At 37.7% G+C, this 22,781-nt stretch carries 23 protein-coding genes; 21 read left to right on the top strand and 2 right to left on the bottom strand.

What is annotated here, in order from left to right:
- Positions 1–90 precede the first annotated feature (90 nt).
- Genes KW2_RS03520 through KW2_RS03530 form a run of 3 tightly spaced genes read left to right on the top strand, consistent with a single transcriptional unit; the run spans position 91 to position 3,972 of the window.
- Complete coding sequence (locus tag KW2_RS03520) at positions 91–1,914, top strand: SpaH/EbpB family LPXTG-anchored major pilin (RefSeq protein ID WP_021036916.1); 1,824 nt, start codon at positions 91–93, stop codon at positions 1,912–1,914.
- A gap of 50 nt (positions 1,915–1,964) precedes the next feature.
- Positions 1,965–3,254: a class C sortase gene (locus KW2_RS03525; protein WP_021036917.1), complete on the top strand. Its 1,290-nt coding sequence runs from the start codon at positions 1,965–1,967 to the stop codon at positions 3,252–3,254.
- A complete protein-coding gene (locus KW2_RS03530; RefSeq protein ID WP_021036918.1) occupies positions 3,247–3,972 on the top strand; it encodes a pilin N-terminal domain-containing protein in 726 nt (241 codons plus the stop codon). Before KW2_RS03525 ends, KW2_RS03530 begins: the two co-directional genes overlap by 8 nt.
- Positions 3,973–4,048: 76 nt before the next feature.
- Here KW2_RS03530 and KW2_RS03535 read toward each other — a convergent pair whose 3' ends face one another.
- Positions 4,049–4,747, bottom strand: a complete 699-nt coding sequence (locus tag KW2_RS03535) for an LrgB family protein (RefSeq protein WP_011675731.1) — start codon at positions 4,745–4,747, stop codon at positions 4,049–4,051.
- Between the two features lie 18 nt (positions 4,748–4,765).
- On the bottom strand, positions 4,766–5,170 hold the full coding sequence (locus KW2_RS03540; RefSeq protein ID WP_011675732.1) for a CidA/LrgA family protein: 405 nt from the start codon (positions 5,168–5,170) through the stop codon (positions 4,766–4,768).
- 273 nt (positions 5,171–5,443) lie between these two features.
- Between KW2_RS03540 and rimP the strand changes: the two genes are divergently transcribed.
- The 18 genes from rimP to accA all read left to right on the top strand — a co-directional run bounded on the left by rimP (position 5,444) and on the right by accA (position 22,629).
- On the top strand, positions 5,444–5,917 hold the full coding sequence (gene rimP / locus KW2_RS03545; protein ID WP_011675733.1) for a ribosome maturation factor RimP: 474 nt from the start codon (positions 5,444–5,446) through the stop codon (positions 5,915–5,917).
- A 167-nt stretch (positions 5,918–6,084) separates the two neighbouring features.
- Entirely contained in the window at positions 6,085–7,233 is a 1,149-nt protein-coding gene (nusA, locus tag KW2_RS03550; RefSeq protein ID WP_011835572.1) for a transcription termination factor NusA, read from the top strand.
- A gap of 164 nt (positions 7,234–7,397) precedes the next feature.
- On the top strand, positions 7,398–7,724 hold the full coding sequence (gene rnpM / locus KW2_RS03555; protein WP_011675735.1) for an RNase P modulator RnpM: 327 nt from the start codon (positions 7,398–7,400) through the stop codon (positions 7,722–7,724).
- A gap of 2 nt (positions 7,725–7,726) precedes the next feature.
- The gene (locus KW2_RS03560) at positions 7,727–8,032 is read left to right on the top strand and encodes a YlxQ-related RNA-binding protein (protein WP_011675736.1); all 306 of its coding nucleotides are present in this window, start codon (positions 7,727–7,729) and stop codon (positions 8,030–8,032) included.
- A 20-nt stretch (positions 8,033–8,052) separates the two neighbouring features.
- The gene (gene infB / locus KW2_RS03565; protein WP_021036919.1) at positions 8,053–10,905 is read left to right on the top strand and encodes a translation initiation factor IF-2; all 2,853 of its coding nucleotides are present in this window, start codon (positions 8,053–8,055) and stop codon (positions 10,903–10,905) included.
- Between the two features lie 245 nt (positions 10,906–11,150).
- A complete protein-coding gene (rbfA, locus tag KW2_RS03570) occupies positions 11,151–11,510 on the top strand; it encodes a 30S ribosome-binding factor RbfA (protein WP_011675738.1) in 360 nt (119 codons plus the stop codon).
- A gap of 174 nt (positions 11,511–11,684) precedes the next feature.
- On the top strand, positions 11,685–12,632 hold the full coding sequence (gene manA, locus KW2_RS03575) for a mannose-6-phosphate isomerase, class I (protein ID WP_021036920.1): 948 nt from the start codon (positions 11,685–11,687) through the stop codon (positions 12,630–12,632).
- 406 nt (positions 12,633–13,038) lie between these two features.
- Positions 13,039–13,479 carry a MarR family winged helix-turn-helix transcriptional regulator gene (locus KW2_RS03580; RefSeq protein WP_011675740.1) on the top strand — a complete coding sequence of 147 codons (441 nt, stop codon included), beginning with the start codon at positions 13,039–13,041 and terminating at the stop codon, positions 13,477–13,479.
- Entirely contained in the window at positions 13,479–14,456 is a 978-nt protein-coding gene (locus KW2_RS03585; RefSeq protein WP_021036921.1) for a beta-ketoacyl-ACP synthase III, read from the top strand. Before KW2_RS03580 ends, KW2_RS03585 begins: the two co-directional genes overlap by 1 nt.
- A 181-nt stretch (positions 14,457–14,637) precedes the next feature.
- A complete protein-coding gene (locus tag KW2_RS03590) occupies positions 14,638–14,859 on the top strand; it encodes an acyl carrier protein (protein WP_003132501.1) in 222 nt (73 codons plus the stop codon).
- Between the two features lie 285 nt (positions 14,860–15,144).
- Positions 15,145–16,065 carry an ACP S-malonyltransferase gene (gene fabD, locus KW2_RS03595; protein WP_021036922.1) on the top strand — a complete coding sequence of 307 codons (921 nt, stop codon included), beginning with the start codon at positions 15,145–15,147 and terminating at the stop codon, positions 16,063–16,065.
- Positions 16,066–16,193: 128 nt separating this feature from the next.
- Positions 16,194–16,925 carry a 3-oxoacyl-[acyl-carrier-protein] reductase gene (fabG, locus tag KW2_RS03600; RefSeq protein WP_011675906.1) on the top strand — a complete coding sequence of 244 codons (732 nt, stop codon included), beginning with the start codon at positions 16,194–16,196 and terminating at the stop codon, positions 16,923–16,925.
- A gap of 41 nt (positions 16,926–16,966) precedes the next feature.
- Complete coding sequence (fabF, locus tag KW2_RS03605; RefSeq protein WP_021036923.1) at positions 16,967–18,196, top strand: beta-ketoacyl-ACP synthase II; 1,230 nt, start codon at positions 16,967–16,969, stop codon at positions 18,194–18,196.
- 6 nt (positions 18,197–18,202) lie between these two features.
- The gene (gene accB / locus KW2_RS03610; protein ID WP_021036924.1) at positions 18,203–18,670 is read left to right on the top strand and encodes an acetyl-CoA carboxylase biotin carboxyl carrier protein; all 468 of its coding nucleotides are present in this window, start codon (positions 18,203–18,205) and stop codon (positions 18,668–18,670) included.
- Positions 18,671–18,751: 81 nt separating this feature from the next.
- A complete protein-coding gene (gene fabZ, locus KW2_RS03615) occupies positions 18,752–19,186 on the top strand; it encodes a 3-hydroxyacyl-ACP dehydratase FabZ (protein WP_015426090.1) in 435 nt (144 codons plus the stop codon).
- A gap of 347 nt (positions 19,187–19,533) precedes the next feature.
- The gene (accC, locus tag KW2_RS03620) at positions 19,534–20,901 is read left to right on the top strand and encodes an acetyl-CoA carboxylase biotin carboxylase subunit (RefSeq protein ID WP_021036925.1); all 1,368 of its coding nucleotides are present in this window, start codon (positions 19,534–19,536) and stop codon (positions 20,899–20,901) included.
- A 74-nt stretch (positions 20,902–20,975) separates the two neighbouring features.
- Positions 20,976–21,842, top strand: coding sequence for an acetyl-CoA carboxylase, carboxyltransferase subunit beta (gene accD / locus KW2_RS03625; RefSeq protein WP_021036926.1), 867 nt, complete (start codon positions 20,976–20,978; stop codon positions 21,840–21,842).
- Positions 21,835–22,629: an acetyl-CoA carboxylase carboxyl transferase subunit alpha gene (gene accA, locus KW2_RS03630; RefSeq protein WP_021036927.1), complete on the top strand. Its 795-nt coding sequence runs from the start codon at positions 21,835–21,837 to the stop codon at positions 22,627–22,629. Before accD ends, accA begins: the two co-directional genes overlap by 8 nt.
- Positions 22,630–22,781: the final 152 nt, after the last annotated feature.

Consider the following 22,781-nt stretch of genomic DNA (forward strand, 5'->3'; position numbering starts at 1 on the left):
CCTTATGAACTTCATTTAGCTACAAAAGTGCGATAAGCAGAGATGAGCGCACAGTCTCAGACTCAATCAAACAAAAATAGGAGAAAAAACATGAAACTCAATTCACTTAACAAAAAATTTGCCCTTGCTAGCGTTAGTCTTCTAACAATTAGCACATTAGCAGGATTTGGTGGGCTAGTAAACGTTAATGCTAAAACTACGGTTGTAACTGACCAAGTCTCAAATGGTGAAGTTGCTATCTATGCCCAATCAGCAGCGGGGAATGCAAGCACAACAACTAACAACGACAGTCCAAATACGGATACAGGTGTTGCCAACAACCAAACAGGTGGACAAGCAGGAAATACTGGTACAACCAAAAATGACGGGAGCCAACAATCAAGCCTTGAAGGTTCAACTCCAAGTGTTATGGCTAATGTGACATTCTCAGCTACAAAATACACAGGAACAGGCGTTCCTACGGGTGTTGCCGATTCAGCATTCAATGGTGCAAAAGTCACAGCGACTTCAGATGCGTCAGGACTTGCTGACTTTACTGGCTTGGCAGATGGTTATTACCTTTTCCATCAAGTAACAACAGTCAACGGGATTACAACAGTTGGCGACTTTATCGTCCAAGTCAATCATAATGATAGTCAAGCCGGCATCGTCAACGTCTATCCAAAATTGGATATGTCAAGTTCGGCAGGTTTAGGGACAAGTGCCACAACAAACGCCGATGATAACTTTAATGGTTCAACACCAAACCAAATTGCTAATTCAAATGCAACAGGCGATTCTGACCAAACACTTACAAACTCAGATAATAATGCTGGTAATGAAAATCTTGCTAATGGAACATGGGTAAACAATGGTGATAACCAAAATACAACGACTGCAGCAGCCGGAAATACAGTGAGCTGGAATGTGAACACAGTCTTTGACTCTTCACAAACAAATAATGGAAATGGTACAACTGGTGTAACAGGAACTTATGTTGTGACCGACCAATTACCAAATAACCTTGTGGATAGCTCAACAGCTGCAGATGGTACTGTTATCGTTAATGTCACATACGGTAGCGGAGCAAAAGTCGGGACATTGACAGCTACAACAGACTATACAGTCACAAATGACGGTAACGGTAAAATCGTTGTAACTTTGACTCCTGTAGGTCAACAACATGCGGCGAGCTTGCTTGGAAATGCCGATGGTGCATTGAATATCATCATTCCTTCTACGGTTAAGACGGCTGTTGTTGGCTCAGCAAAAGACTCGGCAACAACAGCCATCACGAATGCTTATGGGGCTGACCTTTCAACGACTGCCGCTGTTCAGTCTACATTGAATGTTGGTGGAGTTGACATGACGAAGACAGACGCCTCAACGAGCGCTGCCTTGAAAGGTGCAACATTTACGGTAGTCCGTGCGGACAATAAAGCTGATGCCCAAGCTTTTGTCATTGCCAATGCAGCCTACTTTAATAACTCGGCAGCTGGCGGTTCAGTGGCAAATCCAACTTTGGCTAAGGCAGCCTTTGTCACAGGGGATTCCAATGGTAACGCAAGTACGACAGCAACCACACCAGTGACGTTCACGACTGGAGAAGATGGTATTGCAACATTTAGCGGTTTGAACTTGGTAGATGACAATACAGATACTACTAATACAAGCAACTACTACCTTGTCGAAGTTGCCGCACCAAAAGGTTATCAACTTCCAGCACCAAATACAGCAGCAAACTTGACAGGCGCTGTGACAGCTAGTACCGCACCTACTGCGACTGACACAACCATTACTAATAGCAAACCATTTGCTTTGCCATTTACTGGTGGACAAGGATTGGCAGGGATTATCGCTATTGCCACAGTCTCAGGAGTTGTAGCCTTTGCCATCAAACGTCGTAAAGATAATGAAGAAGAAGTCGTAAAATAAGCTAGATTACCTTTGATAAAATGAAAATCTAATTAGTAAGGAGGGGAATAATGGCAAGAAAAAAACCAAAAACCTCCCGTAAAAAGGGCTTTAGTTTACGAAATATACTAAGTGTGATTTTGGCAATTATCGCAATCGGATTACTTTTTTATCCGATTGTGGTTAATTACCTAGCAGGACAACAAAACGTCAAATCAGTCCAAAAATATGATAATCAACTGTCCACAATTGGAAACTCGAAAGTTAAGCAACTACTTGCTCAGGCTCAATTATACAATGCCCAGCTTTACAACGAATATATCTATTATGCAAGTCAACATATTGCATGGAATAAACCTATTCCCAACTATAACAATGTTTTAAAAGTTGATTCTACAGGAATGATGGGCTTTATCACGATTCCGCAGATTAAGGTCAATGATATTCCAATCTATCATGGAGATTCTGAAACGATTTTAGGGCTTGGCGTTGGTCATGTGCCACAATCTTCTTTACCAATCGGTGGAATCAATACACACGCTGTTTTGCCTGCACATTCTGGTCGAGTGAATGATACTTTATTTACCAATCTGGACAAACTTAAGAATGGGGACGTCTTTTATTTACACGTCTTAGATTTAACTCTAAAATATAAGATTGATGATATTCGGATTGTTGCCCCAAATCAAGTTTCGTCATTGAGCATCGAAAAAGGGCGAGATTTAGTGACTTTAGTTACTTGTTATCCGACAGGGATTAATAATAAAAGGTTATTGGTCACTGGCGAGCGTGTTCCGATAGCTAAGGTATTACCCCAAGAAAAAGTCCAACGAAATCAGTTTGGTTATAATTTTTGGGTGATGCTTGGTTCGGGTCTGTTAATGCTTTTGGGGCTTCTCTATCTTTTGTGGTTACTCTTGGGCTTGAGGCACAAGTTGTATCATGTTGCTGACAGAAAAATCGAAGCACCAAAGCTTTCAGATGGACAGTTAAGGGGAGATTTTGGAGAAGGATTTTATTTGACTGACTCCAAGAAACTAGCTAATCAATGGTTAGATGAAGAAGCTCATAAAGAAAATCAAAATCCTGATGATCTCCTTATAAATGTTTATCGCCTGGAAAAAATAAAAAATTTATCTCGTTGGATATTTAAAGATAAGACAGAAAACTGGCAAAATTATATTCTTGAAAAACAAGGATATGGGGATGAGAAACATGCGCTTGTTGTGGGTCCTGTATTTACCAGTGATAAGAAAGTCATGCAATATGCTTTGAAAACAGAAGAAGCATTTGAGCATCTAAAGTATATTAAATGCTTGAATAAAAATAAATCAAAGAAAGGGGGAGGAAGAATTGACTAAAAGGATCAAATTAATGAGCATTTTAGCATTTGCTTTGGTTTTGATTTTTGGATTTGTCAGTCAAAACGCTTTTGCTGATAGCCGTTTAACAATTGTAAAATATGGATTAAGCCCAGGGGCATCTGGTTTTAGCGAGAATCAGACGACAAATGATGGACTAAAAATTAATAACCTCCCCTTGGATAATTTGGGCAATGAACTTTCAGTAGTTTCTGGAATTCATTATTTAGTCTATGAAATCTCACCTACTGGGGTGGGTTCAGAGCTTACGGCAACAAATCCGTCACAAACAAGTTATACAATTTCAAAAGAAATTGCTGACTTAGTGACTGATTCAAATGGTGTGGCCAGTCTTTCTGTGAGCGAGGGTTATTATCTGATTGAAGAGCAAAGTAACCCACAAAAGGGTCTGCTAAAGCCTGCTCTACCATTAGTTGTAAAGTTGCCAGTGACTGGACTGGATAATGTTTATATCTATCCTAAGTCTAGTGTAGATAAAGAAGAAACGATTAGTCCTCCACAAGCAAAGCCTCAACCTAAGCCGATTGAAGTTCCCAATGCGCCTAAAACGGTTGATGATTCTTCTAAGAAAGTTTTTGGATTATTACCAAAAACGGGCGTAGTGAGCTCCTTACTATTGACTTCTTATGGCTTTGCTTTATTCTTGATTATCATTCTTTTAAAGAAGCACAGTAAAAACGAAGAAGAAGTTAAGTGAAATAAATTTTTCTTAGGCAGATAAAAAAACGCTGGACAAGTAAAGTTCAACGTTTTTTTATTTTTAAAATAGACAGTTAATAACCGAGAATAATTTTAGCGATGATTGGTGCAAAAATAACATACATGATACCAGTGACACCAATACTGAGTGCTGCCATTGCTCCTTGCGTCTTACCAAGTTCGATCGCTGTTCCAGTTCCGACAGCATGTCCAGTTCCTCCAAGGGCAATTCCTTGAGCAACAGGGTCTGTAATTCTAAAGAGTTTTAATAATGGGCCGCCAAGCACACTGGTGAGAATTCCTGTAGCAACCACGACAACAACGGTAATTTGTTCCACGCCATGCATTTTATCAGAAATTCCCATAGCCATTGCAGTAGTTACTGATTTTGGGAAGATTGAAAGAGAGGCGAGTTTACTGAGGCTGAAAAATTTAGCACAGAGAGCAGTAAAGACACAATTGACTAATGCCGCAATAGCAATTGAGCTAACGATTGAACGCGCGTGGTGTTTCATTAAATGGAAAGTTTTATAAAGAGGAATTCCAAGAGCAACGGTACTAGGACCGATGAGGTCATTGATGATTGAACCCCCAATATAATAATTTTTATAGGGAATATGAGCTAGTGAGAGAATGAGAATAATGACGACAGTAGCAAAGAGGAGAGGATTTGTCCAAGGCTTACGAAAGTTTTCATTAATTCGTACACCAATCATAAAGACAAGAACGGTAAGGACAAAGCCAAAGAGTGGGTCAGTAGTGATAATGTTCATGATTTTAAATACTCCAAATTATTGGTCTTCAGTAGACGATGTGACGTTAGTATCTGGTTTTAAAGCGACATAATCGCCTTCAAATTTCACTTTAATCCACTCGACTAATTTTCCTAAGATAAGCATATTGATAACAAGTGCTCCAACAACAATCAAGAGAATTTGTGCCCAAAAATGACTGATTAAATTCCACTTGGCCATGATTCCGACACCAGCGGGTAAAAATAAAATGGTCATATTATTAATAAGAAAACTTCCTGCTTCATCAACATGACGAAATTCTAAAAGTTTAAATTGCAGGGCGAGAAAAAGTAGTATCATTCCTAAAATAGAGCCAGGAACCGGTAAACGAAAAACGTTTGAGATGACATTTCCAATAAAAGAAAAGCCAAAAATGATTAATAATTGCAGGTAAATTTTCATATTTGTTAACTCCCTAAGTTAATTACGGATAATTTTTACAACAATTTTTATTGTACTCTTTGAAATAGGGTTTTTCAAGGATAAGCTGGTATTGTTTTTATGAAAATAATCTTGAAAAATTTTTTTATAAAGTCCACTTGACATTTGCTTAAAACATGTTATAATTAATATAAATAAACTATTAGAAAGGAGCGTTCGCAAGGGCGCTCCTTCTCTTGTGTTTTAAAATTGAAGTTGATTTCAACTTTGGATTTTATGAAAGGAGAATTGCCTATGAATGATGTTGTAAAAATTGTAGAAGATTTCATTAAACCTCATATTCCAAAACCCTTTGAACTCTTTGCTGTTGAATGGGAAAAATTTGGCGGAGATATGATGCTTTCAATTCTAGTGGATAAAGAAGGCGGAATCGAAATTGATGAAACAGCAGAACTAAGTGAACTTATTTCACCTTTGCTTGATACCATCAGCCCAGATCCATTTCCAACAGAAGGTTATCTATTAGAAGTTGCAAGTCCGGGAGCTGAACGTCCTTTGCGTAAGGCTGAACATTTTGCTGGTGCAGTTGGTGAGTATATCTTTGTTAAGCTTTATCAAAAAATCAATAATGAAAAAGAATTTACTGGTGATTTGGTTAGTTTTGACGGGGAAAATTTAGTAGTAGATGTTTTAGATAAGACGCGTCATAAAAATATTGAAATTCCTTTATCTGCTGTTGCAAAAGCACAAACGATGGTGAAATTTTAAAGAATTCTGGATGGATTTAATTAATTTTCTACTTGGAAATTAATTTTCCTTAGCTGAGTTCGATTTCCTTGAGTTAGGTGAAATCGGAAAAATTTCCTTGATTCAAGGTAGTCGAACTTAGCAGATATTAAAAATGAAATTTTCTTATAAAAGAAAGAGAGAAAAAAATGAGCAAAGAAATGCTGAACGCCTTTGCAATGTTAGAAGAGCAAAAAGGAATTAAATCTGAGATTGTTATTGAAGCGATTGAGCAAGCTATCACAGCAGCTTACAAGCGTCAATATGGTCAAGCACAAAATGTTAAAGTTATCTTTGATGAAAAGAAAGGAAACTTTAATGTTTATTCTACTCGTGAAGTAGTAGATGAAGTTTTTGATAGTCGTCTCGAAATTTCTCTTGAAGATGCTCATGAATTAAATCCTCATTATGAAATTGGGGACAAAATCATGTTTGAAGAAAAACCAAAAGATTTTGCTCGTACTGCTGCAGGGGCTGCTAAACAAGTTATCATGCAAAAAATGCGTGAAGAAGAACGCACAATCATTTATAACGAATATAGCCGTTACAAGGACGAAATTATCCAAGGGACTGTTGAAAAAGTTGATGCACGTGCCGTTTATGTAAATCTTGGACGTGTTGATGCACTTTTGACTAAGAAAGACCAAATTCCACAAGAAAACTTCCATGTGGGTGACCGTGTGAAGGTTTATGTGACTGATGTTGTCTTGACTCCAAAAGGAACTCGTGTCTTTATTTCTCGTACTGCGCCTGATATGCTCAAACGCATGTTTGAAAAAGAAATTCCTGAAGTTTTTGATGGAACTGTTGAAATCAAATCTATTGCTCGTGATGCTGGTGACCGTGCGAAGGTCATCGTTCAAAGTCATGATGAAAATGTTGATGCGATTGGTACAATGGTTGGGGCTAAAGGTTCACGTATTCAAGGAATTATTCGCGAACTTGCTGGCGAAAAAATGGATATCATTGAATGGTCAGAAGACAAAGCAACTCTTGTAGCCAATGCTTTGAAACCTGCTCGTATTGAACAAGTTTTGATTACTGCTGATGGTTCAAGTCTGGCTGTTGTTGCTCGTGACCAATTGTCACTTGCCATTGGTAAACGCGGACAAAATGTTCGTCTTGCTGCTCACGTCACAAATAGCAAGATTGATATTAAAGCTGCTGACGAGTTTAACATGGACGATTATGAATTTGTTGGTGAAGCTGACGAAGAAACTCCAACTCTTGAAGTTGAGGAAACAATCTCAGTTGATGAAGTTGTTGAAGAACCAGTAGTTAGCGAAAGTGAAGAATAAATTTTAAAAGTTGAAAAATTTACTGACAGAACATAAAAGATTAGTAGAAGCATAAAGCTTCTAGGAATTTCTTTTTAATAAGTCTGTCAGTAAAATGACTGAGAGTTTAGGAATCAAAAAATGGCTGTCAGTCACTTTTTCAACAGAAATTTTGAGGATTTTCGATGAAGCAGAAAAAAATTCCAATGAGAAAATCTTTAGTTTCAAATGAGCAATTTCCCAAACGGGATTTATTGCGTATTGCCTACAACAAAGAGGGAGAAATTTCAATTGACCCTTCTGGCAAGGCACATGGGCGCGGAGCTTATATTGCAATTCTTAATAAAGAAGCAAAAGAAGCTAAGAAAAAACGCGTATTTGACCGAGCTTTTCAAACTAAAATCGCTGATGAGTTTTATGATGAATTAATCACTTATGTTGAACACCTTGTTGCTCGACGTGAACTTGAATCGACAACTTATTCTGCTGATTTAGCGCCGGATTATGACTAAAGATGGATAAAAAACAACAGATTTCAAATTTGCTAGGTATTGCAAAACGTGCGGGTAAAATTATTAGTGGAGAAGAATTGGTGATTAAGTCAATTCAATCGAATAAGGCAAGACTTATTCTTCTTGCTAATGATGCCGCAGCAAATTTGAGTAAAAGAATTACTGATAAATCAAATTATTATGAGATTCCTGTCTCAACACTCTTTACAGAAATAGAATTATCGCACGCTATAGGCCAAAATCGTAAGGTTATTGCGCTTGTGGACGATGGATTTGCAAAGAAAATGGAGAGCCTCATGAACAATTGATCATATAAGGAGGACAAAGATTGTCTGATAAAAAACGTATTAACCAAATTGCTAAAGAAACTGGATTATCAAATACTGAGCTTGTCGCAACTGCACAATCACTCGGTTTTGAAGTGAAATCACATTCAAGCTCTGTAACAGCAGAACAAGCGGAAAAAATCATTCAAGGTGTAAAAACAGGCACTGATACTATTGTTAAACCTGCTGAAAAAACTGTTAAAGCTAAAACTAAGACTGTTCCAGAAACAGCAAAAAGTAAACAAGAGGACCACCCACGTACTTTTGCTGGGAAAGCAGTCGTTGAAGACCCAGCCATTTTAGCAAGAATCAAAGAAAAAGAAGAAGCTAAAAAGGCTGCTAAAACAGAAGCCGAACCGATTGAAGAGGTTATTACTACGGAAAAACCAAAAGTGGCTGAGCCAGTTAAAAAATCTGAACCTAAAGCCGCAGCAAAAGCTGAAGAAACAAAGGTTGAAAAAGTAGAAGCCAAAGCCAAAACAGTAACTCCAAAAGCTGAAGTAAAAACAGAAAATGTTGCTGACAAAAAAGAACCAGTTGTTACTGAAGAGAAGAAAAAATCATTGACTCAAAAACCAAGAATTCAAATTAAAGTTATCAAACGTGCCGAAGATATCAAAAAAGAACAAGCTGCTGCTCGTCCTGAAAAGAAAAAATTCGACAAAAATCGCAACGATAGAAACAACCGTAATGATAACCGCCGTCCAAACCAAAATGGAAATGGTCAAGGCCATTCACAAGGTGGAAATCATTATGATAAAAACCGTCCAGCTGGTCAAGGACAAAATCAAGGGCAAAAACGTGATAAATTTGCTTCATCAGGTAGCAGCTCTACAAGTGATACCTTTACTCCAGCTGCTTCAGGGAAAAATAATCGTCGTGATCGTGACCGCAAAAAAACGGATAGCAACCGCGATAATACAAAAGATGGTAACCGCAAAGGTGGACCACTTCGCGTAAACGATAATCGTAATCAAGTCCGTAATGCTCGTAACTCAAATTGGAATCAAAAAGGTGGTCGTGGTCGTTACCAAAATAACCAATCTTCAAGTGTTCCAGCAACTCAACGTAAATTCCATGAATTGCCAGAAAGTCTTGAATATGAAGTAGGAATGAACGTTCAAGATATTGCTAAATCAATCAAACGTGAACCGGCTGAAATTATCAAAAAACTCTTCATGATGGGAACAATGGTCAATCAAAACCAATCGCTTGATGAAGATACAATCGAATTAATCCTTATGGATTATGGTGTGACACCACTTAAAAAGGTTGAAGAAGATAAATCAGATATTGAACGTTTGTTTGTTGAAGATGGTTATCTTAATGAAGATAAAATGGTTGAACGTCCAGCAGTTGTAACAATTATGGGACACGTTGACCATGGTAAAACGACTTTGCTTGACCGTTTCCGTGAATCTCGCGTAACTGAAGGTGAAGCTGGTGGTATCACTCAACATATTGGGGCTTACCAAATTAAAACCAATGGCAAGAAAATTACTTTCCTTGACACACCAGGTCACGAAGCCTTCACTTCTATGCGTGCTCGTGGTGCTTCAGTCACTGATATTACAATCCTCGTTGTTGCTGCTGATGACGGTGTAATGCCTCAAACAATTGAAGCAATTAATCACTCTAAAGCTGCTGGCGTGCCAATTATTGTAGCCATTAACAAGATTGATAAACCAGGGGCTAATCCACAACGTGTGACACAAGAATTGACTGAACATGGTGTTTTCCCAGTTGCTTGGGATCCAGAAAATGGTTCAGAATTTGTTGAAATTTCAGCTAAATTCAACCAAAATCTTGAGGAATTGTTAGATACAGTTCTTCTTGTGGCAGAAGTGCAAGAGCTCAAAGCTGACCCATCTGTTCGAGCAATTGGTACTGTTGTTGAAGCACGTCTTGACCAAGGTAAAGGGGCGATTGCAACTCTCTTGGTTCAACAAGGGACACTTCATATCCAAGACCCAATCGTTGTCGGAAATACTTACGGTCGTGTACGTACAATGACAAACGACCTTGGACGCCGAATTAAAGAAGCTGGTCCATCAACACCAATTGAGTTAACAGGTCTTTCAGATGTTCCTCAAGCGGGTGACCACTTTGCGGTATTTGAAGATGAAAAAGCAGCCCGCGCTGCTGGTGAAGAACGTGCTAAACGCGCTCAATTGATTAAACGTCAAAATACACGTCGTGTTAACTTGGATAATCTCTTTGACACACTTAAAGAAGGTCAAACTAAATCTGTTAACATTATCATCAAAGCGGATGTACAAGGTTCAGCAGAAGCACTTGCCGCTTCACTTCAAAAAATTGAAGTTGAAGGTGTAAAAGTTGATATCGTCCATTCAGCTGTTGGAGCAATTTCAGAATCTGATATTTCTCTTGCTGCAGCATCAAATGCGATTATCATTGGTTTCAATGTTCGTCCAACTGGTCTTGCTCGTGAACAAGCAGCGCAAGAAGAAGTTGACATCCGCTTGCACAGTATCATTTATAAAGTAATTGAAGAAGTTGAAACAGCGATGCGTGGAATGCTTGACCCAGAATTCAAAGAAGAAATCATCGGTGAAGCAATTGTTCGCGAAACATTCAACGTTTCTAAAGTGGGTACAATTGCCGGATTCATGGTTATTCGTGGTAAAGTGACTCGTGATGCTTCAGTTCGTGTTATCCGTGAAGGTGTCGTGATTCATGATGGTGCCATTGCCAGCCTTAAACATTTTAAAGATGACGTCAAAGAAGTCGGAAATGCTCAAGAAGGTGGTTTGATGGTTGAAGACTTCAATGATGTTGAAATTGATGATACATTTGAAGTTTACAAAATGGTTGAAATCGAACGTAAAAAATAAGATGTGAGGAAGATTCGCTTAGAAGTTAAGAGAAATGCCATTCGACTTGCGACTATAGTCGTATAGCGAGAATGGACAACGCAGTAGCAAAAGTGCGGAGATAGGAAAATTTAGGATTCACACAAGTTGTGTTTCTGTATTTCACCTATTTTCAATGATTTCTAGGACTATTGACTCACTTAAAAAAATGTAAAAATAGTTTCATATTTATTTCTTACATTTTGAAATAAATTAGGAGGAAAAAAATGGGAAATTCTTTTCGTAGCGACCGTGTCGCAGTAGAGATTCAACGCGAAATCAATGATATTTTGCGCAATAAAGTTCGCGATCCACGTGTACAAGATGTTAATATTACTGATGTTCAATTGACAGGCGATTTGAGTCAAGCGACTGTTTATTATAGTCTCTTGTCAAACTTAGCTTCTGACAATGAAAAAGCTGCTACTGCTTTGAAAAAAGCAACTGGACTTTTCAAAAGTGAATTGGCAAAACGAATGACTATTTTTAAAATTCCAGATTTAACTTTTGCAAAAGATGAATCTGTTGAATATGGTTCAAAAATTGACGAGCTCTTACGTGGGCTTAACGATAAATCAGAATATTAATTAAAAGTTACTGACAGAAAAAGTTGAATGGTGTTCTCTATAGAGATAGATTCTGTACCTTCTGTCAGTATTTTTTTGTCTTAAAATTACTGACAAATTGTTCTAGATAAATTTTGTGATATAATAGACATTGTGAAATGAAAGCGAATAAAATCTGCTCATTTGGAGGAAAATATGAAAGAACCATTGTTTTTGAACTCAGTTTTGCAAGAAAAAATCTGGGGCGGCGACCATTTGAAAGAATTTGGCTATGATTTGCCATCCGATAAAGTTGGCGAATATTGGGCCATTTCTGCTCATCCACATGGTGTGTCAACAATTGCTAATGGCGAATTTAAAGGTCAAAAGCTTGACCAATTATACGCAAGTCACCGCGAATTGTTTGGTGACAGTAAAAAGGAAGTCTTTCCTTTATTAACTAAAATTTTAGATGCCAATGATTGGCTTTCTGTACAAGTTCATCCAGATGATGAATATGGACAAAAACATGAGGGTGAACTTGGGAAAACTGAATGTTGGTACATAATTTCAGCTGAACCAGGAGCTGAAATTATCTATGGTCATAATGCCAAATCACGTGAAGAACTCGCTGAAATGATTAAATCTGGTGATTGGGATCATTTGTTGCGTAAAGTGAAAGTGAAAACGGGTGATTTCTTCCATGTTCCATCAGGAACAATGCACGCAATTGGTGCTGGAATTGTCATTCTTGAAACACAACAATCTTCTGATACGACTTACCGTGTTTATGATTTCGACCGTAAAGATGACCAAGGAAATCTTCGTGAATTACATATTCAACAATCGATTGATGTCTTGAATATTCCGGGCGACAAAGTTCCTGAAAATCAAGTTAAAACTGAAAAATTTGCTGATGCAGAAATTACAACTCTTGTGAAATCAGATTTCTTTGATGTTTATAAATGGCAAGTTCATGGTGAACATGAATTTACCAAAGTTGCTGATTACACCTTGGTTTCTGTCCTTGATGGCGAAGGGAAACTGACTGTTGATGGAAATGAATATCCCTTGAAAAAAGGTGCTCATTTTATCTTACCAAGCAATGTTGAAAACTGGACTTTATCTGGTCAATTAGAAATTATTGCCAGCAATCCAGCCTAATCAAATGAAAAATTACTGACAAAAGTTCAAAAAATCTTGTCAGTATTTTTTTTTTGACAAAATTTCTGTCAGTAAAAATACCATTTTTACAGATAAAAACTGTGGATTTTTTAAAAAATTAAAAAATGTTGACGTTTTCTAAAAATTATTACTTGCAAATCATTCTAAAAAATAATATAATTTGATACAGAAAATCATTTGCAATATAAAAACAAATTGAGTTCATCTTGCGCGAAAGATAAAATAGATTATTAATCAGGGGATAAATTGATGATATTTTGCTATCAGTTTATCCCCTGTCTAAATGTAATAATAAAAGCCCATAGGGACTTTTATTTATTTCGGTTTCCTATTTTTACTAATGTCTAAAGTCGGACTCACATCTAAAAAATGAAGAGGATGACAGATGAAAACAGATTTTGATAAGGTAAATGAATGGCTGATTCAACTCTTTCATGATTTTATGATATTAGAGGAGCAATTCTTAAAAGATTCAGCTTATTCAGATGTAACAGTAAAAGAATTACAAATTTTGACACTCGTCCATACGTTGGGAACTTGTCGAGCAACAGATATTGCCAAAAATCAAAAATTGGCCTTATCAACTATCACAATTACCCTCAATCGTTTAGAAGATAAAGGTTACATTGAACGTAAACGTTCAACAGCGGACCGACGAGTGACTCATATTATACTGACATCAAAAGGTGACGAGCTTTGCGCCACTCATCGTGAGTTTTTCCATATGATTACTGACAATCTATTTGATAGTGTTTATGGAACAACTGAAAACAAGCTAGCTGGTGAACTTGCAGCTCTGCATAATTCTTTGGAGAATATGAAATAATGACTTTTGCGAAAATCACGCAAGCGGCACATTATGTGCCAGAAAACGTAGTATCTAATGATGACTTATCAAAAATTATGGATACTAATGATGAATGGATTTACAGTCGAACGGGAATTAAAAATCGTCATATTTCAACTGGGGAAAATACTTCAGATTTAGCAACAAAAGTTGCTAAACAGTTGATTGAAAATTCTGGGGTAGACCCAGAATTGATAGATTTTATTATTGTTGCTACTGTGACCCCTGATTCAATGATGCCCTCAACAGCCGCACGCGTTCAAGCGCAAGTAGGTGCAACTAATGCATTTGCTTACGACTTGACCGCGGCATGCTCAGGATTTGTTTTTGCACTATCAACCGCAGAAAAATTAATTTCCTCAGATGCTTATCAACGTGGGATTGTCATTGGAGCAGAAGTATTCTCAAAAGTAATTGACTGGTCAGACCGGTCAACAGCTGTTCTCTTTGGAGATGGTGCTGCTGGTGTACTCTTGGACAATAGTGGAAGTCAACCTCTTATTATTGCTGAAAAAATGCAGACAGATGGCAAGCGAGGTGGAAGTTTACTTTCTAGCTACGCTGATATTCAAACGCCTTTTGCCTCTGTTTCATACGAGGGTTCAAACTTGAGTATGGAAGGGCGAGCAATTTTTGATTTTGCTGTACGCGATGTTCCAAAGAACATTCAAGCAACATTAGAAAAATCTGACCTTGCTGCTGAAGAAATAGATTATTATCTCCTTCATCAAGCAAATTCAAGAATTCTTGATAAAATGGCTAAAAAGTTAGGCGTGACAAGGGATAAGTTCCTCCAAAATATGCAAGAATATGGCAATACATCGGCAGCAAGTATCCCTATATTGTTGTCAGAATCTGTAAAAAATGGTATATTTAGTTTGGACGGTCAAACAAAAGTCGTCTTGACAGGATTTGGTGGTGGCCTCACTTGGGGCACAGCAATTATTAATTTATAAGAGTCAAAAAGTTTAGCCTGCTTTTGGTAAGTTGTCTACTTTAAATTTTAAAGAAGTGACGAAAAAGTTGAAGCTGACTTAACTCTTAAGTAGATTTTTAAAATCTACATTTAACTAATGGTTATAAACCGCTTTGCGGATATAATATAAATATTTTCACTCAATTAAAGGAGAAAAAATTATGGCAGTATTTGAAAAAGTACAAGATATTATCGTTGACGAACTCGGTAAAGAAAAAGAAGAAGTAACACTCGAAACTTCATTTGAAGAGCTCGACGCTGATTCACTTGACCTTTTCCAAATCATCAATGACATCGAAGACGAATTCGACGTTGAAGTTGATACAGAAGCAGATATGAAAACAGTTGCTGACCTCGTTAAATACGTAGAAAACAACAAATAATTCGGGATGGGGGTGAAGCGAGCAAGGGAGTTGATTCTTTTGCGACTTTCGCCCCTTCTTTTCGTTGGACTAGCTCTATTTTAAAAAATAGAATTCTAGTATAGGGAGCTCAGTAGTGTTATACTGGGCTTGTCCTATAATTTTCATATTGAGGAATGTCATTTTTTTTAAGATAAAAACATTTTACAATACTAATAATTAACTTTATAAAAGAAAATACGAGGAATTCTAATCTTCTAGTTTGAATAGCTTATTTGAATTCGAAATAGTTGATTACTATATATTATGACTAAAACAGCATTTTTATTCTCGGGTCAGGGCGCACAACAGCTAGGAATGGCTCGTGATTTATATGACCAACACGAATCGGTAAAAACGACTTTTGATGAAGCAAGCAAAGCTTTAGGATATGACTTACGTGCTTTGATTGATCATGATGAAAAAAAATTAAATGAAACAAAATATACACAACCCGCTATTTTGACAACTTCTGTTGCCATTATGCGATTGTTGAATGAAAATGGAATAAAACCCGACGTAGTTGCTGGGCTTAGTCTTGGTGAGTACTCAGCATTAGTTGCTTCAGGAATTATTGATTTTAAAGAAGCAGTTAAGCTTGTAGCTAAACGTGGTCAATACATGACAGAAGCTGCTCCGACTGGTTCAGGTAAAATGGTTGCAGTAATGAATACAGAGCCTGCTTTGATTGAAGAGATTTGTCAAAAAGCATCTGAGCGTGGCATTGTGAGCCCGGCAAATTACAATACGCCCGCACAAATTGTTATTGGTGGTGAAGTTTTAGCCGTTGATTACGCCGTTGAATTATTAAAAGAGGCAGGGGTTCGTAAACTGATTGAATTAAAAGTATCAGGACCTTTCCATACAGCTATTCTTAAGCCAGCTTCTGAAAAATTAGCTTTGGAACTTGATAAAATTAATTTTAAATCTTTTGAATTACCTTTAATTTCAAATACTAGCGCTAAAGTAATGCAAGAGGATGAGGTCAAAGCCTTGTTAACTCGTCAAGTAATGGAACCTGTCCGTTTCTATGAATCTGTTGAAACAATGCAAAAACTAGGAGTGACTCGCTTTATTGAAGTTGGTCCTGGAAAAGTACTTTCTGGTTTCATAAAGAAAATTGATAAAAATGCAGAATTTACAAATGTTTGTGATATTGCTACATTTGAAGCCTTGATTAGTCAGTAAAATTGGAGAAAGGAATTGAGTTCGTCCTTCTAAACAGTCAACGATAATCTGACATCAGATTATTGCTGTCCCTGAAGTCTAAGCACTAAAGTGCTAAGACCCTAGGGCGGGCTCACATCTTATAAATAATGGAAATTAAAAATAAAAACGTCTTTGTAACTGGTTCAACTCGTGGAATTGGTAAAGCAATTGCTCTTCAATTTGCTAAAGCGGGTTCTAATGTGATCATTAATGGACGTTCAGCTGTTTCAGAAGAACTTTTAGCTGAATTTAAAGCTTTTGGTGTTCAAGCGGTTGGGATATCAGGTGATATTTCAAAATCAGAAGATGCTAAACGAATGGTTAAAGAAGCAATTGAAGCTCTTGGTTCAGTGGATATTTTGGTAAACAATGCAGGAATCACGCGTGATGGCTTATCATTAAAAATGTCAGAAGAAGATTTTGAGACTGTTCTTAAAATCAACTTGACAGGTGCCTTTAATATGACACAAGCAGTTTTAAAACCAATGACTAGAGCGCGTTCTGGAGCAATCATTAATATCTCATCAGTTGTTGGTTTGATGGGAAATGCTGGACAAGCAAATTATGCGGCTTCAAAAGCTGGACTCATTGGTTTAACAAAATCAATTGCCAGAGAGGTAGCAGGACGTAACGTTCGTGTAAATGCTGTGGCTCCAGGATTTATTGAATCAGATATGACTGAAGTTCTTTCTGATAAGGTTAAAGATGCAATGAAAGGGCAAATTCCAATGAAACGTTTTGGTATGCCAGAAGAAATTGCGACCGCGGTTCAATTCTTGGCCGAACAAGAATATATGACTGGACAAGTACTCACCATTGATGGTGGGGTTGCGATGTAAATTGCTCATTTATAAATTTTGAAATTAAGAAGGATAAAAATATGACAAATAGAGTTGTAATCACTGGTTATGGCGTAGTTAGTGCAATTGGGAATAGCCCAGAAGAATTTTGGAACAATCTTAAAGCTGGTAAAACTGGAATTGGTCCAATCACTCATTTTGATGCCGAAGCAACAGGAATTTCTGTTGCAGCAGAAGTAAAAGAATTTCCATTTGACAAATATTTCCAGAAAAAAGATGCACGACGCATGGATACTTTCTCACTTTATGCGGTTTATGCAGCGCTTGATGCGATGGAAATGTCTGGAATTACAGAAGAAAATACTAATTTTGACCGTTTGGGTTGTATCATGGCTTCTGGGATTGGTGGACTTGAACAATCACAAAAAAATTCACAAGCGATTGTTGCTAAAGGACCTCGTAAAGGTGTAGCACCACTCTATGTTCCACTTGCTATTGCTAATATGGCAACTGGTAATGTTGCTTTACGTACAGGTGCTCGTGGTGTTTCACGTGCCGAAGTTACTGCTTGTGCGGCTGGTGCCAATTCAATTGGTTCAGCTTTCCGTGAAATCAAACATGGTTACGCTGATGCAATGATTGCTGGTGGTGCTGAAGCGGCAATTTGTGAACTTGGAATTGCTGGATTTGCTAATTTGACAGCTTTGACTAAAGAAACTGACCCTGAAAAAGCATGTATTCCATTCGATAAAAACCGTTCTGGTTTCGTAATGGGTGAAGGCTCTGGTGTTTTGATTTTGGAAAGTCTTGAACATGCACAAGCTCGCGGTGCTAATATCTTGGCTGAGATTGTTGGTTACGGAAATACAAATGATGCTTTCCATATGACAACTCCTTCAGGAGTTGGTGCTAAAAATGCCATTAAATTGGCATTGGAAGAAGCTGGGGCAAGTCCTGCTGATGTAGATTATGTCAATGCTCACGGAACTTCAACACATGCTAATGAAGAAACTGAAAGCAAAGCAATTCACAATGTAATTGGCGATAAAGCTTATGTTTCATCTACAAAAGCATTGCACGGTCATGCACTTGGTGCAACGGGTGCAATTGAAGCAGTAGCAACTGTTCAAGCACTTTTGAATCAATATGCACCAGTAAATGCTGGAACAACTGAACTTGATGAAGGAATGACAATTAATGTTGTTCTTGGTGAAGGGAAACCTGCTGAAATTAACCTTGCCTTGTCACAAGACTTTGGTTTTGGTGGACACAATGCTGTATTGGCATTCAAGAAATGGACTGGAGAGTAAATAAAAATGAACATTTCAGAAGTAAAAGATTTGATGAACCAATTCAATGGTTCTACTTTACGTGAATTTTCTTGGAAAAATGCTGATGGTGAATTATCATTTTCAAAAAATGAAGGGCAAGCCCTTGTTGGTACTCAAAGTTCCGCTCCTATTGCAGCTGCTTTTACAGCTCAACAAGCTGCGCCAGTTGCAGAAAGCACAGAAGTTCCCGTGGCAAATGAAACAGCCGTAGAAGCTGAAGGCGAAGCAGTTACTTCTCCATTGGTAGGTGTGGCTTATCTTAAACCTTCTCCAGATAAAGCTGAATTTGCCAAAGTTGGAGATACGGTTAAAAAAGGTCAAACCTTGCTTATTATTGAAGCAATGAAGGTAATGAACGAAATTCCAGCACCAAAAGATGGAATTATCACTGAGGTGATGGTTTCAGGAGAAGATGTTGTTGAATTTGGTCAAGATTTGATGAGAATCAAATAAAAATTGCTGACAAGTTCTAGAGGCTAGATGATTTACAAGCAAGTTCTGTCAGTAAATCATCTAAAAGAAAAGTGAGAATAAATGACTGAAGTAAATATTAATGTAACAGAAATTATGGAGGCTTTGCCTCATCGTTATCCATTTTTATTAGTGGACCGTGTGATTGATATTGCTGATGATGAAATTACAGCAATTAAAAATGTGACGATTAATGAAGAATTTTTCCAAGGACATTTTCCACAATATCCAGTAATGCCAGGTGTTTTGATTATGGAAGCTCTCGCCCAAGCGGCTGGTGTCTTGGAATTATCTAAACCTGAAAATAAAGGGAAGCTTGTCTTTTATGCGGGAATGGATAACGTTAAATATAAAAAACAAGTCACTCCTGGAGACCAGTTGGTCTTACATGCTAAATTTATCAAACGCCGTGGACCAATTGCGGTTGTTGAAGCAGAAGCAACTGTTGATGGAAAATTGGCAGCGAAAGGAACTTTGACCTTTGCCTTAGGGCGTTAGTGCTTTAGCACTTGCCATTTCGCCTAGCGACTTTAGTCGCTTAGAGCGAATGGACAGCAAAACGAAGTGGAGATAGGCTTCTAGGTCAAGGTGACCTGATATTGAAGATGTCAGGTTGTATCCTGCCTTAGGTAAATAGGTTATTCCCATTTAAAAATAATCATATTTATTATGATTAAGAAGCAAAAAATTTATTTTAACCATAAGATTTTTTACTTATGGTAAATTTCGGACTTATTTTTATTTATCAAAAAATTGTTTTGTTGGCTATGACTTTCTTTTTATCATGCCTTTCAAAACTCCCATTGAGCAAAAGCTCGGGGTATTTTCCCATATGGAGAACATCTATGTTTAATAAAATTTTGATTGCCAATCGTGGCGAAATTGCTGTAAGAATTATTCGTGCAGCTCGTGAATTAGGAGTGGGTACAGTTGCCATTTATTCAACTGCAGACCGTGACGCTTTACATGTTCATTTGGCTGATGAAGCCATTTGTGTTGGTCCAGCTAGAAGTACAGAATCATATCTTAATATGAATAATATTCTGTCAGCTGCTGTAGCAACTGGTGCACAAGCGATTCACCCAGGTTTTGGATTTCTTTCGGAAAATTCAAAGTTTGCTCGTCTTTGTGAAGAAATGAATATTAAATTTATCGGCCCCTCAGCAAAAGTCATGGATATGATGGGTGATAAAATCAATGCTCGTGCAGAAATGATTAAAGCTGGTGTTCCAGTAACACCGGGTTCTGAAGGCGAAGTTCATACCACTGACGAGGCCGTGAAAATTGCTGAAGAAATTGGCTATCCAATCATGCTTAAAGCGTCAGCTGGTGGTGGTGGTAAAGGAATTCGTAAAGTTAATACTGTCGAAGAACTTGTCCCAGCCTTTGAGGCAGCCCAAGCTGAAGCCCAAGCGGCTTTTGGAAATGGTGCCATGTTCATCGAACGTATGATTTTCCCAGCACGTCATATTGAAGTTCAAATCTTAGGTGACAGCCATGGCAATGTGATTCATCTTGGCGAACGTGATTGTTCTCTTCAACGTAATAACCAGAAAGTTCTCGAAGAATCTCCGTCAGTAGCAATTGGACATACTTTACGTAATGAAATCACGTCGGCTGCTGTAAAAGCGGCTCAACATGTTTCTTATGAAAATGCAGGAACCATTGAATTTTTACTTGATGAATCTTCTGGTAAGTTTTATTTCATGGAAATGAATACTCGTGTTCAAGTTGAACATCCAGTTACTGAATTTGTCTCTGGTGTAGATATTGTCAAAGAGCAAATCCGTGTAGCCAATGGCAATGAGTTATCTGTTAAGCAAGAAGACGTGACTTTTAGCGGACATGCGATTGAATGTCGAATTAATGCTGAAAATCCTAAGTTTAATTTTGCACCATCGCCAGGAAAGATTACTAATCTTTTCTTACCAGGTGGTGGGGTTGGCTTACGGGTTGATAGTGCCATGTACAGTGGCTACACTATTCCCCCTTACTATGACAGTATGATTGCTAAAGTCATTGTTCATGGCGAAAATCGTTTTGAAGCTTTGATGAAAATGCAACGTGCCCTCCTTGAATTCGATGTTGAAGGTGTGACAACGAATGTTGATTTTCAATTGGAGCTTATTTCTGATCCACATGTTGTTGCGGGAGATTACGATACAAGTTTCTTAGGAAATGTTTTCTTACCAGAATATCAAAAAGAAGACTGACAAGAAAATTCTGCAAAAGCAGAAAGCGAATGTCTGTCACTAAATTTAATAAAAAATGAGAAAAGGATGCAAAGATGGCTCTTTTCCAAAAGAAAAAATACATTAAAATTAATCCAAATCGTTCAATTATTGAGAAACAAGCAGAGCATCCGGAAGTTCCAGACGAACTTTTTGCTAAATGTCCTGCTTGTAAACACACGATTTATCAAAAAGATTTAGGAAAGAATAAAGTCTGTCCTAATTGTGACTATAATTTCCGAATTACGGCAAAGGAACGTCTAGCCATTGTTGCTGACAAAGATTCTTTTGTTGAAATGTTTACTGGAATTGATAGTAAAAATCCCTTAGATTTTCCAGGATATCCTGAGAAATTGGCGGCCACAAAAGCAAGAACAGGTCTTGACGAAGCAATTATGACTGGAGTGGCTACGATTAAAGGTCAAAAAACGGCTTTGGCAATCATGGACTCGACTTTTATTATGGCTTCTATGGGGACGGTTGTTGGTGAAAAACTGACACGTCTCTTTGAACATGCGACGACTGAAAAATTACCAATTATTGTTTTTACAGCATCAGGTGGAGCACGTATGCAAGAGGGAATCATGTCCTTGATGCAAATGGCTAAAACCTCAGCTGCTGTCAAACGTCATTCAAATGCTGATCTTTTTTATATTACTGTTTTGACTGACCCAACCACGGGTGGAGTGACGGCATCTTTTGCTAGCTTAGGCGATATTATTCTTGCCGAACCACAATCTTTGATTGGTTTTGCTGGCCGTCGAGTTATTGAGCAAACGGTGCGTCAAACCTTACCTGATGATTTTCAAAAAGCTGAATTTCTTTTGAATCACGGTTTTGTCGATGCAATTGTTAAGCGCAATGAATTACGTCAAAAATTGGCCCTTCTTTTAGAACTTCATACGGAGGTGGAAAATGTCTGAAACTATTGATTCAATGACAGGTGAAGTTTCGCAAAAAAATATTGCTGATATTATTAATGAAGCAAGAGCTGCTGATAGAATTTCGGCAAGAGATATTATTGCTCAGGTTTTCACTGATTTCTTTGAATTACACGGAGATCGTCAATTAACGGATGATGAAGCAATCGTCGGTGGAATTGCACGATTTAATGACCAAGCTGTGACCGTTATCGGAATTCAAAAAGGGCGCAATCTTGAGGAAAATTTGGCGACTAATTTTGGACAACCCAGTCCGAATGGTTATCGGAAAGCTTTGAGATTGATGAAACAGGCCGAAAAATTTGGCCGTCCAGTCATTACTTTTGTCAATACTGCGGGTGCTTATCCGGGGATTGAAGCAGAAGAACGTGGTCAAGGTGAGGCGATTGCTAGAAATCTTTTAGAGATGTCTGACCTTAAAGTCCCACTGATTGCCTTTATAACAGGAGAAGGAGGCTCTGGTGGAGCACTTGCTCTTGCGCTTGCTAATAAGGTTTATATTTTAGAAAATGCCGTTTATTCTGTTCTTTCGCCAGAAGGTTTTGCCACTATTCTGTGGAAAGATGGTTCGCGTCGTGATGAAGCGGCTGAGCTGATGAAAATTACTGCACCACATCTTTTAGAAATGGGAATTGTTGATGGGATTATTTCTGAAGAAAATCTGATTGATAATCTCAAAAGACAGCTGACAGAAACGCTTGGCGAGTTAACTTTACTGACAGAAACTGAATTAGCAGAACAACGCTATAATCGATTTAGAAAATATTAAGAACGAAGCCCTTTGCCTCGTTTTTTTATTTTTCAATCAGTAAAGGAGTGAGCAATTTGTATGCGAATTAAGCTTGCCATAAAAAATATTAAGTCTGCCATAGCATTTTCTTATGGCGACTTTTTAACTTTCATGATATTTTTATATTATAG

It is taken from the genome of Lactococcus cremoris subsp. cremoris KW2, from assembly GCF_000468955.1.
GTDB lineage: Bacteria > Bacillota > Bacilli > Lactobacillales > Streptococcaceae > Lactococcus > Lactococcus cremoris.